Genomic DNA, 16665 nt, shown 5'->3' with positions numbered 1-16665 from the left:
GGCACCGTGACGGAGACGAATGGAACCCAGACGGTGCCGGCCTCGGCCGCGTCCAGCGCCGGCCCGGCGGCGCAGCCTGGCCGGCGAGTGCTGCTGAAGCTGTCCGGCGAGGTCTTCGGCGGCGGCGCGGTCGGCGTCGACCCGGAGGTCGTCAAGCGCATCGCCGGCCAGATCGCCGAGGTCGTCCAGGACGGCGTGCAGGTCGCCGTCGTCGTCGGCGGCGGCAACTTCTTCCGCGGCGCGGAGCTGCAGCACCACGGAATGGACCGCGCCCGCGGCGACTACATGGGCATGCTGGGCACCGTCATGAACTGCCTGGCCCTGCAGGACTTCCTGGAGCACCGCGGCGTCGACACCCGGGTACAAACCGCCATCACCATGGGCCAGGTCGCCGAGCCGTACATCCCGCGCCGCGCGGCGCGACACCTGGAGAAGGGCCGTGTCGTCATCTTCGGCGCCGGCGCCGGCATGCCGTACTTCACCACCGACACCGTCGCCGCCCAGCGCGCCCTCGAGATCAACTGCGATCGGCTCCTCATGGGCAAGAACGGCGTCGACGGCGTCTACGAGGCCGATCCGCGGACCCATCCGAACGCGCGCAAGTACCGCAGCATCACCTACGCCGACGTCCTGCGGCAGCGACTCAACGTCGCCGACCCGGCCGCGTTCAGCCTGTGCATGGACAACCAGTTGCCGATCATCGTGTTCGGACTGGGCGTGGACAATGGCATCGCCCGGGCCATCCGGGGCGAACAGATCGGTACGGTGGTCGCCTCGAACGTCGAGACCGTCGTCGAAGCCTGACTCGTCGGGTGCCCCGCACGGGAACCCGACGAGCCGGCCGGGGCGTCCGCGACCGCCGGAACCCCTAGGATCGACGGCACACGCAACGCGAAGGAGTAGTGGTGATCGACGAGACCCTCCTCGAAGCCGAGGAGAAGATGGAGAAGGCCGTGTCGGTCGGCAAGGAGGACTTCGCCTCGATCCGGACCGGGCGAGCCCATCCGTCGCTGTTCAACAAGATCGTGGTCGACTACTACGGTGCGCCAACCCCGGTCAACCAGCTCGCGTCGTTCCACGTGACCGACGCCCGCATGATCACCGTTCAGCCCTACGACAAGGGCTCGCTCGCCGCCATCGAGCGGGCCATCCGCGACTCCGACCTCGGGGTCAACCCCACCAACGACGGCAACATCGTGCGCGTCGTGCTGCCCGCCCTCACCGAGGAGCGCCGCCGCGAGTACATCAAGCTCGCGCGCGAGAAGGCCGAAGGTGCCCGGGTGTCCATCCGCAGCGTGCGCCGGCACGCCAAGGAGACCCTCGACAAGTTCGCCCGCGACGGCGAGGTCGGCGAGGACGAGGTCGCCCGGGCCGAGAAGCACCTGGAGTCCGTCACCAAGTCGTACGTCGAGCAGATCGACGAGCTTCTCAAGCACAAGGAAGCCGAGCTGCTCGAGGTCTGAGAACACGTGGTGATGACTGACGGGGCCGGGGGCGGCGTCTCCCGGGGCAGGGCCGCGCGGGCCGCGCGTGCGGGCGGCGACGCTACGGGCGACGTCTCGGGTGCGGCGGGTGCGGGCGGCGGTGCCGGCAACCGGGCCCGCCGGCACGGCCGGGCCGGGCGCGACCTGCGCGCGGCCACGCTGGTGGGCCTCGGGCTCGCGGCCGTCGTGCTCAGCACGCTGTTCCTCGTCCGGCCGGCGTTCGTCGCGCTGGTCGTGCTGGTCATGGTGGTCGCGGTGTGGGAGCTCGCGACCGCGCTCGGCACCCGCGCGGTGGCCGTGCCCATCGTTCCGGTGGTGCTCGGCTCCGTGCTCATGCTGGTCGGGGCATACCTCGGCGGCGGGTCGCCGCTCATGGTGGGTCTGGGCCTGACCGTGGCGGCAGTGTGCGTCTGGCGGCTGGGCGATCCCGCGCCGGGCTACCTGCGCGACGTCACCGCGGGCATCTTCACCAGCGTCTACGTCCCGTTCCTGGCCGGCTTCGCCATTTTGATGGCCCGTCCCGACGACGGCGACTGGCGCGTGCTCGCGCTGCTCGCGGTGGTCGTCGCGTCCGATACCGGCGGCTACGTGGCCGGTGTCATGTTCGGTCGGCACCCGATGGCGCCGAGCGTCAGCCCGAAGAAGTCGTGGGAGGGTTTCTGCGGCTCCGTGATCTTGAGCACCGCGGTCGCCGTCGCGGTCGCGGTGTTCGCGTTCGACGCGCCGTGGTGGACCGGCATCGTCCTCGGCGCGGTCGGTGTCATCGGCGCTACCGTGGGCGACCTCGGCGAGTCGCTCATCAAGCGCGACATCGGCATCAAGGACATGAGCTCGCTGCTGCCCGGGCACGGCGGCCTGATGGACCGGCTGGACTCCTTGCTGCCGTCCGCGCCGCTCATCTGGCTCGTCCTGGAGTACGTCGTCACCGCCTGAGCACGCCATCAACGGAAAGCGGGCGCGGGAGAGGTCGGTGCGACGGCGACGGGGTCCGCTCGGTGCTTTCAGGGTCAGCCGATCGGGCAGCTCGGAGGCGACGTACGACTCCCCTCCGCCGAACGTGGGACAATGGGCGACATCATGCCCAGACCCGGTGAGCTCACGCTCGTTCCCGCACGGCGTGGCAAGCCGCCGCGCCATCTTGCTGACCTCGACGTTCCCGACCGTCGCCAGGCCGTGGCCGAGCTGGGGGAGAAGCCGTTCCGGGCCGACCAGCTGTCGCGACACTATTTCGCCCGGTACGTGTCAGATCCGCGAGAGATGACCGACGTGCCGGCGTCGGTGCGCGACGCCTTGGCCACGGAGATGCTGCCTACACTGGCCACGCCGGTGCGTCACCTCGAGACCGACGGCGGCGACACCCGCAAGACGCTGTGGCGGCTGTTCGACGGGGCGCTGGTCGAGAGCGTGCTCATGCGCTATCGCGGCGACCGCCCGCGCGTGACGCTGTGCGTGTCGAGCCAGGCCGGCTGTGGCATGAACTGCCCCTTCTGCGCCACCGGCCAGCAGGGGCTCACCCGGAACATGTCGGCGGCCGAGATCGTCGAACAGGTCGTGGTAGCCGAACGGATGCTGAGCCGGGGCGAGGTCGCCGGCGGACCCGGGCGGGTGACCAACGTCGTCTTCATGGGCATGGGCGAGCCGTTGGCCAACTACCGGGCCGTCCTGACCGCCGTGCACCGGTTGGTCGAGCCGGCGCCGGCGGGCCTGGGCATCGGGCGTCGCGGCGTCACCGTCTCCACCGTCGGCCTGGTGCCGGCCATCGACAAGCTGGCCGCGGAAGGGCTCGGGGTCACGCTGGCGCTGTCGCTGCACGCGCCCGACGACGAGCTGCGCGACGAGCTCGTGCCCATCAACACCCGGTGGAAGGTCGGCGAAGCCCTGGACGCCGCCTACCGGTACTACCAGACCACCGGGCGGCGTGTCTCCATCGAGTACGCGCTGATCCGCGACATCAACGACCACGCCTGGCGGGGCGACCTGCTGGGCAGGTTGCTCAACCAGCGCGGCCGCGGTTGGGTGCACGTCAACCCCATCCCGCTCAACCCGACACCGGGTTCCAAGTGGACCGCGTCGCGCCCGGAAGCCCAGGCAGCGTTCGTCGCTGCGCTGGAGGAACGGGGCATTCCGGTGACGATTCGCGACACCAGAGGTAGCGACATCGACGGGGCGTGTGGCCAGTTGGCTACCGTTGGTGATTAGTATGCATTGCGCTTGGCTCGGCCGGTCTCGGGGGATATCGGCGTCCTGGCGATCGAGTCGGCTGGACTCGACCTCGCCGGAACGTGGCACCCCGGGGCCGGCCGTTCGCTGTTCGGGAGGAGAGTGACACCTGGTGGCCGTCAGTCGCGAGCCTGAGTTCCGTACCACCCGCATGCGTGAGGGATACGACCTGGATGCGGTCGACGACTTCGTCGACCTGGTGATCGACGCCTTGGAGGGTCGAGCCGCCGGCCGTTCGGTGACTCCGGAGCAGATCGAAGCCGAGGAGTTCAAGGTCGTCCGCATGCGTGAGGGCTACGTCATGGACGACGTCGACGACTGGCTCGACGCCGCCGCCGCCGAGCTGCGGCGCATGCGCAAGGCTGCGCAGGCGTCACAGCAGGTCTCGGCACAGGCGTACAACCCGCAGACCGCGACCATGGGTGGCGCGCCGGTCGGAGCGCCACCGGTGTCGGCGCCGCCGGTCGGGCCCCCGCCGGTCGGGCCCCCGTCGGTCGGGCCCCCGCCGGTGTCGCAACCGCCGGCATCGCCGCCGGTCGCGCCGCCGGTGCTGCCGCCGCCCGCGGCGGCCGGCTACGCCGCGCCGCCCAGCAGTCCCGCCGGTCCGCCGACGCAGAGCAACCCCACGTACCCGTCGTACTACGAGACGTCGCACGGCACGTCCCACGGCACGGCGCACGGCTCCACCGCGAGCTACGACACCCAGGCGTACGATCCGCTCACCGACTCCGCCGTGAACGAGCTCGACCCCGTGCTGCGGGCGCTGGACCCGTCGTTCGGCACGTCCAAGGAGCAGTACGCGCAGACGCCGGCCCGCGCCCCGGAGCCCGCCGTCGACGACTCCTCGATCGCGCCGTCCAGCACGCCGTCCACCGGCCTGCACCACATCGAGATCTGGGTCCGCGACCTCGACTCCGCCACCCGCTCGTTCGGCTGGCTGTTCGAGCGGCTGGGCTGGACGCTGTTCCAGGCGTGGGAGAACGGCCGCTCCTGGCAGGCGCCGGGCGGCGGGCCGTACGTCGTGCTCGAGTGCTCGCCAGACCTCAGCTGGGTCGCCTACGACCGCAAGGCGCCGGGCCTCAACCACCTGGCGCTGGCGGTGCCCGAGCAGTGGATGGTCGACCGCATCGTCTCCGAGGCGCCGGCGTACGGCTGGCGGCTCATGTTCGCCGACCGGCACCCGCACGCCGGCGGGCCGCACCATTACGCGGCCTACATGGAGAACGAGGACGGCTACGAGGTCGAGGTCGTCGCGCCCTGACCCCGGCGTCAGCGGCCGAGGTACGCCCCGCCGTTGACGTGCAGCACCTGGCCGGTGACGTGCCCGGCGCCGGGCGCGGCCAGGTACCGCACGGCCGCGGCGACGTCGTCGGTGGTGCCCTCGCGCTTGGTCATCGTCTCGTCCACCAGGCGCTGCCGCCGCGCGTCGCTGAGCCGGCCACGGAAGAACTCCGTGCCCATCGTGAGCCCTGGCGCCACCACGTTGGCGGTGACGCCGCGCGGCCCGATCTCTGCGGCCAGCGACGCCGTCCACGCCTCGATGGCGGCCTTCGCGGCGCCGTAGTCGCCGCCGCCCCGGCGCGCCGCGATCGACCCGATGGTGACGACGCGCCCGCCGGCCGGCAGTCGCGGCAGCAGCGCCGCCGTCACCAGCACGGCGGTGAGCACGTTGGCGTCGAAGTTCGCCCGCCACGCCGCCGCCTGGGCGGCCAGGTCGCCCGCGACCGCAGCCGGCCGGTCGAAGCCGGTGTTGCCGCCGGCTGCGTTGACCAGCACGTCCACGGTCGGCGGTAGCGCGGCCAGGGCCGCCGTCACCGCCGCCGGGTCCGCTGCGTCGAAGTCCACTGCCCGCGCCGCGCCGCCCAGCTCGGCCACGACGCCGTCGAGCACCTCCCGCCGGCGCCCGGTGACGACGACGGTGTCGCCGTCGCGGGCGAACGCCGTTGCCACGGCCCGGCCGATGCCGGTGCCGCCGCCGGTGACGACGATGGTCCGTCCAGTCATGTAAAACTCCTTTAGTGCTAAACTAAATGCCGTCAGAAGGGTAACGCGACATGGGCGAGCGCGACAACGACAACGACGACGGCACCGACCGCATCCAGGCGGCCTGGCGGCGCGAGCTGCCGGAGGTGCCAGTCGGGTCCATCGGCGTCATCACCCGGATCTGGCGGCTCGGCCAGCTCCTGACCGAGGACCGCCGCCGTACCCTCGAGCGGCTGGGCATCGACAATCCCACCCTCGACCTGCTCAGCACCCTGCGCCGCAGCGGCCCGCCGTACCGTCTCACCGCGGGCGAGATCGCCGCGCGCAGCTTCGTCACCGCCGGCGCCGTGTCACAGCGGGTGGCCAGGGCGGAGGCCAGCGGGCTGGTGCGGCGTGAACGCTCCGGGCGCGACGGCCGCTCCGTCGTCGTCGCGCTCACCGACGCCGGCCGCGAGCTGAACGAACGCGTCGTCGCCGAGCTGCTGCGGCATGAAGAGACGCTGCTCGACGGACTCGCCGACGACGAGCTCGACACGCTGGCCGGGCTGCTCAAGGCGCTCCTGGGTCAGCTCACCGAGCGGTTCGGGGCGCAGGACCGGCCACCGCGGGCTCAGGCCGACCAGTTACGGTAGCCCGCTATGAAGGTGCTCATATCGGCCGACATGGAAGGCGCGACCGGCGTCACCTGGCCGGCAGACGTCGAGCCGGGCACCGAGCAGTGGCAGCGCTGCCGGTCGATGTTCACCTCTGACGTCAACGGCGCCATCGCCGGGCTGTTCGACGGCGGCGCCGACGAGGTCCTCGTCAACGAGGCGCACGCCACCATGCGCAACCTCCTGCTGGAGCGGCTGGACGAGCGCGCCACCATGATCACCGGACGGCACAAGGCGCTGACCATGGTCGAGGGCCTACAGGCCGGCGACGTCGACGGCGTCGTCTTCCTCGGGTACCACGCCGGCGCCGGCGCGGAGGGCGTCCTGGCGCACACCTACCTGCCCAACTCCGTCACCGGGGTCTGGGTCGACGGCGAGCCGGCCAGCGAGGGCCGGCTGAACGCGCTGGTGGCCGCGGAGTACGGCACCCCGGTCGTCCTGGTCACCGGCGATGACAAGGCCTGCGCCGACGCCGTCACCTACGCGCCACACGCGCGCACCGTCGCCGTCAAGGACTACGTGTCCCGTTACGCCGCCCGGTGCCGCCCGCCGGCGCGCACGTTCGCCGACATCAGCGCGGCGGCCAAGGCCGCCACTGCCCTGGCCGTCCGGCACGAGCCGGCCACGGACCGCGGCCCCTACACCGTCGAGGTCGAGGTCGACGCCACCCAGCTCGCCGACTTCGCGGGGATGGTGCCGACGGTGGAGCGGGTGGCCGAGCGCCGGGTCCGCTACGTCGCCGGCTCGGCGTACGACATGATCCGCTGCTTCAAGGCCGTGACCACCCTCATTTCGAACGGGATCGAGAACCTCTATGGCTGAGCCCGACGTCGTCGCCCTCGCCTCCGAGCTCATCCGCATCGACACCACCAATCCCGGCGACGGCACCGGGCGGGAGCTGCCGGCCGCGGAGTACGTCGCCACGAAGCTCGCCGACGTGGGCGTGGACGCCAAGGTACTGGTGTCGGCGCCTAACCGGGCCAACGTCGTCGCCCGCATCACCGGCACGGAACCGGATTTGGACGCGCTGCTGGTGCACGGCCACCTCGACGTCGTGCCGGCCGAGGCGGCAGACTGGTCGGTGCCGCCGTTCGCGGGCGAGGTTCGCGACGGCGTGCTGTGGGGCCGCGGCGCGGTCGACATGAAGGGCATGGACGCAATGATGCTCGCCGTCGTCCGGGCCTGGATGCGCGAGGGCCGGCGGCCGCGTCGCGACATCGTCCTGGCCTTCACCGCCGACGAAGAGGGCAGCGCGGAGCACGGCTCGGGTTGGCTGGTTGCCGAGCACCCGGAGCTGTTCGATGGGTGCACGGAGGGCATCAGTGAGTCCGGCGGCTACACCTTCCACGTGGGCGACCGCCGGCTGTACCCCATCGCCGCCGGCGAGCGCGGCACTGCCTGGATGAGGCTGACCGCCACCGGCCGGGCCGGGCACGGCTCGAAGGTCAACGCCGACAACGCGGTCGGCGCGCTGGCCGGCGCCGTGCACCGGTTGCACGAGTACCGGTGGCCGATCCGGCTGACGCCGACCGTCCGGGCCTCCGTCGAGGCGATCGGCGCCGCGCTGGGGGTCGAGGTCGACCTGGACGGGGATGCCGACGTCGACCGGTTGCTCGAGCGGTTCGGGCCGGCCCGGGAGCTGGTGGAGCCGGTCCTGCGCAACAGCTCCAACCCGACCATGCTCAACGCCGGCTACAAGGTGAACGTCATCCCCGAGACCGCCGTCGGCCACGTCGACGGACGGATCGTGCCAGGTGCGCGCGACGAGTTCGAGGCCACCGTCGCCGAACTGGTCGGACCCGATGTGACGTGGGAGTACGAGCACGCCGAGATCCCGCTGTCCGCCGACCCGGCTTCGCCGACGTTCCGCGCGATGGCGGCGGCGCTGGTCGCGGAGGACCCGGGCGGGCACGTCGTGCCGATGTGCATGTCCGGCGGCACCGACGCCAAGCAGTTTTCCCGGCTGGGCATCGTCGGCTACGGCTTCTCGCCGCTGCGGATGCCGCCGGACCTCGACTACGGCGCGATGTTCCACAGCGTCGACGAGCGGGTGCCCGTCGACGCGCTGGAGTTCGGCGTCCGGGTGCTCGACCGTTTCCTCACCACCGTCGGCTGACGTCAGGAGTTAGCGCCGTGCCGCAGATCGCACCGTACGGAACCTGGAGCTCGCCCGTGGTGGCGGAGTTCGTCGCCGAGCACGACGTGCGGCCCGGCTGGGTGGGCCACGACGGCGACCGCGTCTGGTGGCTGCGGCCGATGCCGGCCGAAGGCGGCCGGGTCGCGCTGATGCGCTCGGGGGCGGACGGTGCGGCCGAGGTGGTGCTGCCGGCGCCGTGGAACGTCCGGACCCGGGTGCACGAGTACGGCGGCATGGCCTACCTGCTGGTGCCCGGCGACACCGATGGGGTCTCGGTGGTGTTCGCCGAGTTCTCCGACCAGCGGCTGTACCGGTACTGGCCGGACGGCGCGCGGCCGGATCCCGTGCCGCTGACCCCGGAGCCGGCGCTGCCGTCGGGGCTGCGCTACGTCGAGCCGGTGCTGTCGCCGGACGGCCGCGAGGTGTGGTGCGTCCGCGAGGAGCACACCGGCCCTGAGCCCACCGACGTGCGCCGCGCCATCGTCGCGGTCCCGCTGGACGGCTCCGGCGAGGTCCGGGTGCTCGTCACCGACACCCACTTCCTGGCCTGCCCGCGCCCGTCGCCGGACGGCCGTCGGCTGTCCTGGATCGGCTGGGAGCACCCGAGCATGCCGTGGGACGGCACGCTCCTGCGGGTGGCGGACCTGACGCCAGAGGGGAAGGTGGGCGACCCGGTCACCGTCGCCGGCGGACCGGAGGAGTCCATCGCGCAGGCGGAATGGGAGTCGCCGGAGTCGCTGCTGGTCGCCACCGACCGTACCGGCTGGTGGAACCTGCACAGGGTCTCCTCGGACGGGGCGACGGCGCCGGTCAACCTGTGCGAGCGGGAGGAGGAGTTCGCCGGGCCGCTGTGGCAGCTGGGCCTGCGCTGGTTCGCGCCACTGCCCGACGGCCAGATCGCGGTGATCCACGGCCGCGCGGCGACGTCGCTGAGTGTCCTCGACCCCGGCACCGGGCTGCTGCACGACCTCGTCGACGACGACCACACCGAGTGGGCGCCGACGCTAGCCGTCGCCGGCGATTCCGTGGTCGGCGTGGCGGCGTCCCCGAGCACACCGTTCGACGTGGTGACGGTGACCGGTTCGGACGCGACGGTGGTCGCGCCGGCGTCGTCTCAGGTGCCTGCGACCGCGCTGCCGCGGCCGGAGGCGCGGACCTTCGCCGGGCCGGAGGGTCGCGAGGTGCACGCCATCGTCTATCCGCCCACCGGCGAGGGGTTCGCCGGGCCCGACGGCGAGCGGCCGCCGTTCGTCGTCTTCGTCCACGGCGGGCCGACCGGCCGGGTGCCGATGGTGCAGGACCTGGAGATCGCGTTCTTCACCAGCCGCGGCCTCGGCGTCGTCGAGGTCAACTACGGGGGCTCCACCGGCTTCGGCCGTGACTACCGCAACCGGCTCCGGGAGAACTGGGGCGTCGTCGACGTCGAGGACAGCGTCGCGGTGGCCCGGGCGCTGGTCGAGGAGGGCGCCGCGGACCCGGCCCGGCTGGCCCTCCGCGGCGGCAGCGCCGGCGGTTGGACGTCGGCGGCCGCCCTTGCGTTCACCGACACCTTCGCCTGCGCGACGATCATGTACCCGGTGCTCGACCTGGTCGCGTTCCGCACCGGCGAGACGCACGACTTCGAGTCGCAGTACCTGGAGTCGCTGGTGGGTCCGTGGCCCGAGACCGCCGGGCGTTACCGTTCACGGTCGCCCATCAACGTGCCCGAGCGTTTCACCGTCCCGTTCCTGCTGCTGCAGGGGCTGGAGGACGAGGTATGCCCGCCCGGGCCGACAGCGCGGTTCGTCTCGCGGGTGGCCGAGCTCGGCTCGCCGCACGAGTACATCACCTTCGAGGGCGAGCAGCACGGGTTCCGCCGCAAGGAGACCAAAGTGGCGGCGCTGGAGGCCGAGCTCGCCCTGTACGCCCGGGTCTTCGGGTTCACCGCGGCATGACGGCGCCCGGGATCGCGCCGCTGGTCCGGCCACGGCGGCTGGTGCCCGGAGACCGGGTCGCGATCGTTGCGCCCAGTGGCCCGGTGCCGAAGGACCGCCTCGACCGCGGCTGCGAGATCCTGCGCGGCTGGGACCTGGACGTCGTCGTCATGCCGCACGTCCTGGACACGCACGCGTCGTTCGGGTACCTGGCGGGCAGCGACCCCGACCGGGCCGCGGACCTGGAGGCCGCCTGGTGCGACCCATCGGTCGCGGCGGTGCTGTGCGCTCGCGGCGGCTACGGCGTCCAGCGGATCTGCGAGCTGCTCGACTGGTCACGGATGGCGCAGGTGGTCCGCGAGGCCGGCCCGAAGGTGTTCGTCGGCTACAGCGACATCACGGCGCTGCACTCGGCCTTCGCCACCCGGCTCGGGGTGGCGACCGTGCACGGCCCCATGGTCGCCACCGAGACCTTCACGACGGACGCACCGACGTCGTCGATGCTGCGGGAGGCGTTGTTCTCCCCGGAATCGGAGACCGCCCGGGTGCTGACGTCGCCGGGCGCCCATGGATTGGTACCGGGGGTCGCGTCCGGGGTGACCGTCGGCGGGTGTCTCGCGCTGGTGGCCGCCGAGCTCGGCACGCCCACCGGGCTGCCGTCCGCCGCCGGGGCGATCGTGCTGCTGGAGGACGTCGACGAGAAGGCGTACCGGCTCGACGGCTTCCTCACCCACCTGTTGCGCGCCGGCTGGTTCGACGGGGTCGCCGGCATCGCGCTGGGCTCCTGGCACGACTGCGAGCCGGTGGAGGAGCTGATGCTGGACCGGCTCGGCGGGCTGGGCGTCCCCGTCGTCGCCGGCCTCGGCTTCGGCCACGGCCCGTCCACCATCACCGTCCCGCTCGGCATCCCCGCGACCCTCGACGCCTCCACCGCGACGCTGGCCTTGGACGTCCCCGCCCTGCTCTGAACCACCTTGGGGAATGATCACGTTCAGCACGTGATCTCGTGTCGCACCATGCCTACAAGCCTGATGACGCACGAGAGGCCCTGGTGATGGGGCCCGTTGGCCAGACGGCGCAGGCACGACACCGTCGCCGTCGGTGGACCGTAGCAGTGCCTCGATCCCGTCGGCCTCGCGGCCCAGCAGGTGGGCGATGGCGTCGAAGGCGTCCTCGCGTGCGGCGGCCAGTTCGGGACGGCGCGCAGCCGGTGGGCGGCGTCGGCCACCCCACCCCGCGCCGGATTCCGCGGTCATGCGCCTCCGCCCCTGCATCGCGCCGATCTATCACACCACCGTAGTGCACGCCGATCGCGTTCAAAGGGCCATCACCAGGCGTTCCCGCGCGTCACCAGGATCGCAAGCATGGTGCGACACGAGATTTCGTGCTGAACGTGATCATCTCCGGGCGGGAACCCGGCGACAGGTAGGTGACGAACATCGCAAGTTTTCTCACCAGGAAGAATTGCGGAAGATGCAAGATGTGAGTTAGTGTCAGTTCTCGCGAACCATCGGCCGAGCGCAGTCTCACACCGGAGTGGGGCCGCGCTCACCTGGCTCTCAGCACGCTCACAGGTTCGCCGTGGTGTCCTGACATCGCTCTTCTCAAACGTGACTTGGAGTCCTCGGTGGCGACATTCCTCTACCGGCTCGGCCGGTTCTCCTACCGACGCCGTAGGGTGGTCGGGGCGATCTGGCTGGCCCTGGTGATCCTCTTCGGGGTCGGTGCCTCCACGCTGTCCGGGCCGACGTCGGACTCGTTCTCCATCCCGGGCACGGAGTCCCAGGAGGCTCTCGATCTGCTCGATGAGCGATTCCCCGGCGGTAACACCGACGGGGCGCAGGCGCGGGTGGTGTTCGCTGCGCCTGAGGGCGAGACTCTCACCGATCCGCAGAACCAGGCGGCCGTCGAGGACGTCCTGGCGGAGCTCGCGACGGCGCCGCAGGTCGCCGACGTGCCCGACCCGTTCGAGGTCGGCGCGGTGTCCGAGGACGCGCGCATCGCGTTCTCGCAGGTCACCTACACCGTCCAGTTCTTCGACCTGACCGACGAGGCGAAAGAGGCGCTGACGGCGGCGGCCGACACCGGCCGCGACGCCGGCCTGACCGTCGAGCTCGGCGGCGAGGCGGCCATGAGCGAGGAGGAACCGGGCGGCGGCACCGAGTTCATCGGCATCGGCGTGGCCGCGGTGGTCCTCATCATCACCTTCGGCTCGCTGATCGTTGCGGGGCTGCCGCTGCTGACGGCGATCCTGGGCATCATGATCGGCATCTCCGCGATCACGGCCGCCAGCGGCTTCATCGACATCGGCTCCAGCACACCCACGCTGGCGCTGATGATTGGATTGGCCGTCGGCATCGACTACGCGCTGTTCATCGTGTCGCGCTACCGCCACGAACTGGCCATCGGGCGCGACGGCGAGGAGGCCGCCGGCCGGGCGGTTGGCACCGCGGGCTCGGCGGTGGTGTTCGCCGGGCTGACGGTCATGATCGCGCTGGCCGGCCTGTTCGTGGTCAACATCCCGATGCTCACCGAGATGGGCCTCGCCGCGGCGGTCACGGTCGGTATGGCCGTCATCATCGCGCTGACCCTGCTGCCTGCCCTGCTGGGCTTCGCCAAGGGACGGGTGATGGGCGGCCGGATTCCCGGCCTGCGTAAGGCGCGCGACCCGGAGGGTGACGACGGCAAGCCGACCATGGGCCGGCGCTGGGCGAACTTCATCACCCGCCGGCCGATCCCGGTGCTCGTAGTGGCGGGTGTGGGCATGCTCGCCCTGGCCGCTCCGCTGCTCGACCTGCGGCTCGGGCTTCCCGACGAGGGCAGCTCGCCGCCGGACAGCACGCAGCGGCAGGCCTACGACCTGACGGTGGAGGGGTTCGGCGCTGGCTTCAACGGCCCGCTGACGATCGTGGTCGACGGGACGACCAGTGACGACCCGCAGGCCGCGGCCGACGGCGTCGTCGCCACGCTCGGCGAGCTCGACGGCGTGGTCTCGGTCTCGCCCGCCATGTACAACGAGGCGGGCGACACCGCCATCATCAACGTGGTGCCCGAGACGGCGCCGGGCAGCACGGAGACCGAAGCCCTGGTGGCGACGATCCGTGACCAGGGCGAGAGCCTGGCCGACGAGAGTGGGGCGACGCTCGCCGTCACGGGTACGACGGCCATCAACATCGACTTCACCGAGCGGATGGCGGACGCACTGCTTCCGTATCTGCTGCTGGTGGTCGGGTTGTCGCTGATCCTGCTGACGGTGGTGTTCCGGTCCGTCCTGGTGCCACTCAAGGCGGCGCTGGGCTTCCTGCTCACCATGGGCGCCACGTTCGGCGCGCTCGTGGCGGTGTTCCAGTGGGGCTGGCTGAACGGCCTGCTGGGCATCGAGCAGACCGGCCCGATCATCAGCATGCTGCCGATCTTCCTGATCGGCATCGTGTTCGGCCTGGCGATGGACTACGAGGTGTTCCTGGTCACGCGGATGCGTGAGGAGCATGTCCACGGCGCCGGTCCGACGGAGTCTGTGGTGGTCGGGTTCCAGCACGGCGCCCGAGTCGTCACCGCCGCGGCGATCATCATGATGAGCGTGTTCTCCGGCTTCATCTTCGGCGGCGAGGACGTGATCATGCAGATCGGGCTCGCGATGGCCGCGGCGGTGGCGTTCGACGCCTTCGTGGTCCGCATGACGATCGTGCCGGCCGTCATGACGCTGCTGGGCAGCCGGGCGTGGTTCCTGCCGAGGTGGCTGGACCGCATCCTGCCGAACGTCGACGTCGAGGGCGAGAAGCTCACCCAGTATCTCAAGGGCCGGCGCGAGCCGGAGCCGGAGCTGGAGACGGTGAAGAGCTGAGCTGAGGCCACAGCCTGTGCAGGAGAGCGGGCGGTCGGACGGCAACGTCCGGCTGCCCGTTCGTGCATTTTGAGCAAATATTCTGTCTGAGAAAACTTGCGGACTAGGCAAGTTCCGACTAGGATGGCTGGTCATGGCAACGCTTCTCTACCGGCTCGGCCGGTTCTCGTTCCGCCGTCGCGGCCTGGTCGCGTTGATCTGGGTGGTGCTGCTCGGCGCCTTCGGCGCCGGTGCCGCCACGCTCTCCGGCCAGACGTCCGACTCGTTCACCATCCCGGGCACCGAGTCGCAGGAGGCGCTCGACGTCCTGGCCGAGCGGTTCCCCGAGGCCGCCGCCGACGGCGCCCAGGGCCGAGTGGTCTTCGCCGCTCCTGACGGCCAGACCCTCACGGACCCCGCCAACCAGCAGGCCGTCGAGAGCGTCGTCGCCGAGCTGGCCGACGCACCTCAGGTGGCCACCGTCGCCGACCCGTTCCAGAGTCAGGCGGTCTCGCCCGACGGCACCGTCGCCTACGCCCAGGTCAACTACGACGTGATGTTCGGTGACCTGACCGACGAGGCGAAGGACGCGCTCGACGACGCGGTGCAGGCCGGCCGGGACGCCGGGCTCACCGTCGAGGTGGGCGGCGACGTCGTCGAGGAGGTGCCGGCCACGAGCGCGACCGAGCTGATCGGTGTCGCCGTCGCCGCGCTCGTCCTGGTCATCACGTTCGGCTCGTTCGTGGCCGCGGGCCTGCCTCTCCTGACCGCCGTCCTCGGCGTGGGCATCGGCGTCGCCGGCATCACTGCGCTGACCGGCTTCATCGACATGGGCTCCACCACGCCGATCCTGGCGATGATGCTGGGTCTCGCGGTCGCCATCGACTACGCGCTGTTCATCGTCTCCCGCTACCGGCACGAGCTGGCCCTGGGTCGTGAGGGCGAGGAGGCGGCCGGCCGGGCGCTGGGCACCGCCGGCTCCGCGGTCGTGTTCGCCGGGCTCACCGTCGTCATCGCACTGGCCGGGTTGTCGGTGGTCGGTGTCCCGATGCTCACCGAGATGGGCCTGGCCGCGGCCGCGACGGTGCTCGTCGCCGTCCTCATCGCGCTGACTCTGCTGCCGGCGCTGCTGGGCTTCGCCGGCCGCCGGGTGCTGGCCGGCCGGGTGCCCGGGCTGAAGGCGCGCGACCCGGAGTCCGACGAAGGCCGGCCGGGCCTCGGTCAGCGCTGGGCCCGGCTGGTGACGCGCCGGCCGATCCCGGTGCTGCTCGTCGCCGTCGTCGGGATGCTCGCCGTCGCCATTCCGGCACTCGACCTGCGCCTCGGCCTGCCCGACCAGGGTTCCGCCGGCACCGAGACCACCCAGCGCAAGGCGTACGACCTGCTGGCCGACGGGTTCGGCCCCGGCTTCAACGGCCCGCTGCTCGTGGTCGTCGACACCAGCGAGTCCGCCGACCCGCAGCGGGCCGCCGAGCAGGTCGCCGGCGTCGTCGGGCGGCTTGACGACGTCGCCGCGGTCGTGCCGCCGGCCCTCGATCCGGACCGCGACACCGCCCTCATGACGGTGATTCCGCAGGGCTCGCCGTCCAGCGCGGCGACGGAGGACCTGGTCGGCGCGATCCGGGACACCGCGAGCGACATCGAGGCCGACGCGGGGGCCGCGGTCATGGTGACCGGCACCACCGCCATCACCATCGACTTCTCCGAGACGATGAACGACGCGCTGGTGCCTTACCTGGCGCTCGTGGTGGGGCTGTCGTTCGTGCTGCTGACGATGGTGTTCCGGTCGCTCCTGGTGCCACTGAAGGCCGCGCTGGGCTTCCTGTTGTCGATGATGGCGACGTTCGGCGTCACCGTCGCGGTGTTCCAGAACGGGTTCCTCGCCGACCTCATCGGCGTGGAGCAGACCGGACCGATCATCAGCATGCTGCCGATCTTCCTGATCGGCGTCGTCTTCGGGCTGGCGATGGACTACGAGGTCTTCCTGGTGACGCGGATGCGGGAGGAGTTCGTGCACGGCGCGGCGCCTCGGCAGTCCATCGTCACCGGCTTCCAGCACGGCGGGCGGGTCGTCGCCGCGGCGGCCGTCATCATGATCAGCGTCTTCGCGGGCTTCATCTTCGCCCACGACGAGATGATCAAGCAGATGGGTTTCGCGCTGGCCATCGCGGTCGCCTTCGATGCCTTCGTGGTCCGCATGACCATCGTGCCCGCCGTGATGGCACTGCTCGGACGGCGCGCGTGGTGGCTGCCGCGCTGGCTGGACCGGGTGCTCCCGGATGTCGACGTCGAGGGGGAGCGGCTGACCCGCCGGCTGGCCCGCGACACGGCCGTCGAGGAACCTGTTCACGTGCCGTAGGAATGTGGGACAGTGTGCCCCGCCGCGCCATTGGCTCGGCGGGGCGCTCCCGAGAAAGTTTGCTGGGAGCGAATGTTTTCGGCTTCTGCAAGA

General features: G+C 71.5%; 13 protein-coding genes. 12 read left to right on the top strand and 1 reads right to left on the bottom strand.

Features of this window, described 5'->3' with window-relative positions; translation table 11 throughout:
- The first annotated feature begins 6 nt into the window (after window positions 1-6).
- The 5 genes from pyrH to E1269_RS04990 all read left to right on the top strand — a co-directional run bounded on the left by pyrH (window position 7) and on the right by E1269_RS04990 (window position 4965).
- Window positions 7-804, top strand: coding sequence for a UMP kinase (pyrH, locus tag E1269_RS05010; protein ID WP_131891999.1), 798 nt, complete (start codon window positions 7-9; stop codon window positions 802-804).
- Window positions 805-905: 101 nt separating this feature from the next.
- Window positions 906-1463 (top strand): ribosome recycling factor, encoded by a 558-nt coding sequence (gene frr, locus E1269_RS05005; RefSeq protein WP_131891997.1) that lies wholly within the window; start codon window positions 906-908, stop codon window positions 1461-1463.
- A gap of 12 nt (window positions 1464-1475) precedes the next feature.
- Window positions 1476-2417, top strand: a complete 942-nt coding sequence (locus tag E1269_RS05000; RefSeq protein WP_131891995.1) for a phosphatidate cytidylyltransferase — start codon at window positions 1476-1478, stop codon at window positions 2415-2417.
- Window positions 2418-2561: 144 nt separating this feature from the next.
- Window positions 2562-3683, top strand: a complete 1122-nt coding sequence (rlmN, locus tag E1269_RS04995) for a dual-specificity RNA methyltransferase RlmN (RefSeq protein ID WP_203432922.1) — start codon at window positions 2562-2564, stop codon at window positions 3681-3683.
- A gap of 133 nt (window positions 3684-3816) precedes the next feature.
- Window positions 3817-4965 carry a DivIVA domain-containing protein gene (locus E1269_RS04990; RefSeq protein ID WP_131891991.1) on the top strand — a complete coding sequence of 383 codons (1149 nt, stop codon included), beginning with the start codon at window positions 3817-3819 and terminating at the stop codon, window positions 4963-4965.
- Window positions 4966-4973: 8 nt separating this feature from the next.
- Here E1269_RS04990 and E1269_RS04985 read toward each other — a convergent pair whose 3' ends face one another.
- On the bottom strand, window positions 4974-5708 hold the full coding sequence (locus E1269_RS04985) for an SDR family NAD(P)-dependent oxidoreductase (protein WP_131891989.1): 735 nt from the start codon (window positions 5706-5708) through the stop codon (window positions 4974-4976).
- A 50-nt stretch (window positions 5709-5758) separates the two neighbouring features.
- Here E1269_RS04985 and E1269_RS04980 point away from each other — a divergent pair, with 50 nt between their 5' ends.
- The 7 genes from E1269_RS04980 (at window position 5759) to E1269_RS04950 (ending at window position 16572) form a co-directional block, all read left to right on the top strand.
- Window positions 5759-6319 (top strand): MarR family winged helix-turn-helix transcriptional regulator, encoded by a 561-nt coding sequence (locus tag E1269_RS04980; protein WP_131891987.1) that lies wholly within the window; start codon window positions 5759-5761, stop codon window positions 6317-6319.
- 6 nt (window positions 6320-6325) lie between these two features.
- Window positions 6326-7162: a M55 family metallopeptidase gene (locus tag E1269_RS04975; protein WP_131891985.1), complete on the top strand. Its 837-nt coding sequence runs from the start codon at window positions 6326-6328 to the stop codon at window positions 7160-7162.
- A complete protein-coding gene (locus tag E1269_RS04970) occupies window positions 7155-8456 on the top strand; it encodes a M20/M25/M40 family metallo-hydrolase (protein WP_131891983.1) in 1302 nt (433 codons plus the stop codon). The genes E1269_RS04975 and E1269_RS04970 overlap by 8 nt, the downstream gene beginning before the upstream one ends.
- A 17-nt stretch (window positions 8457-8473) precedes the next feature.
- Window positions 8474-10411: a dipeptidyl-peptidase 5 gene (locus tag E1269_RS04965; RefSeq protein WP_131891981.1), complete on the top strand. Its 1938-nt coding sequence runs from the start codon at window positions 8474-8476 to the stop codon at window positions 10409-10411.
- Window positions 10408-11358, top strand: a complete 951-nt coding sequence (locus E1269_RS04960) for a S66 peptidase family protein (RefSeq protein WP_131891979.1) — start codon at window positions 10408-10410, stop codon at window positions 11356-11358. Before E1269_RS04965 ends, E1269_RS04960 begins: the two co-directional genes overlap by 4 nt.
- Window positions 11359-12017: 659 nt before the next feature.
- Complete coding sequence (locus tag E1269_RS04955; RefSeq protein WP_131891977.1) at window positions 12018-14234, top strand: MMPL family transporter; 2217 nt, start codon at window positions 12018-12020, stop codon at window positions 14232-14234.
- Between the two features lie 133 nt (window positions 14235-14367).
- A complete protein-coding gene (locus E1269_RS04950) occupies window positions 14368-16572 on the top strand; it encodes an MMPL family transporter (protein ID WP_131891975.1) in 2205 nt (734 codons plus the stop codon).
- Window positions 16573-16665 lie beyond the last annotated feature (93 nt).

This window comes from Jiangella asiatica (assembly GCF_004349065.1).
In the GTDB taxonomy this organism is placed as follows: domain Bacteria; phylum Actinomycetota; class Actinomycetes; order Jiangellales; family Jiangellaceae; genus Jiangella; species Jiangella asiatica.
The sequence above is the reverse complement of the archived record's forward strand: the minus strand, read 5'-3'. Positions and strand labels throughout refer to the sequence as shown.

Coding starts and splice junctions, on each gene's coding strand:
- E1269_RS05000 (WP_131891995.1), top strand. CDS start 1,476: ATGACTGACGGGGCCGGGGGCGGCGTCTCCCGGGGCAGGGCCGCGCGG.
- rlmN (WP_203432922.1), top strand. CDS start 2,562: ATGCCCAGACCCGGTGAGCTCACGCTCGTTCCCGCACGGCGTGGCAAG.
- E1269_RS04985 (WP_131891989.1), bottom strand. CDS start 5,708: ATGACTGGACGGACCATCGTCGTCACCGGCGGCGGCACCGGCATCGGC.
- E1269_RS04980 (WP_131891987.1), top strand. CDS start 5,759: ATGGGCGAGCGCGACAACGACAACGACGACGGCACCGACCGCATCCAG.
- E1269_RS04975 (WP_131891985.1), top strand. CDS start 6,326: ATGAAGGTGCTCATATCGGCCGACATGGAAGGCGCGACCGGCGTCACC.
- E1269_RS04970 (WP_131891983.1), top strand. CDS start 7,155: ATGGCTGAGCCCGACGTCGTCGCCCTCGCCTCCGAGCTCATCCGCATC.
- E1269_RS04960 (WP_131891979.1), top strand. CDS start 10,408: ATGACGGCGCCCGGGATCGCGCCGCTGGTCCGGCCACGGCGGCTGGTG.
- E1269_RS04950 (WP_131891975.1), top strand. CDS start 14,368: ATGGCAACGCTTCTCTACCGGCTCGGCCGGTTCTCGTTCCGCCGTCGC.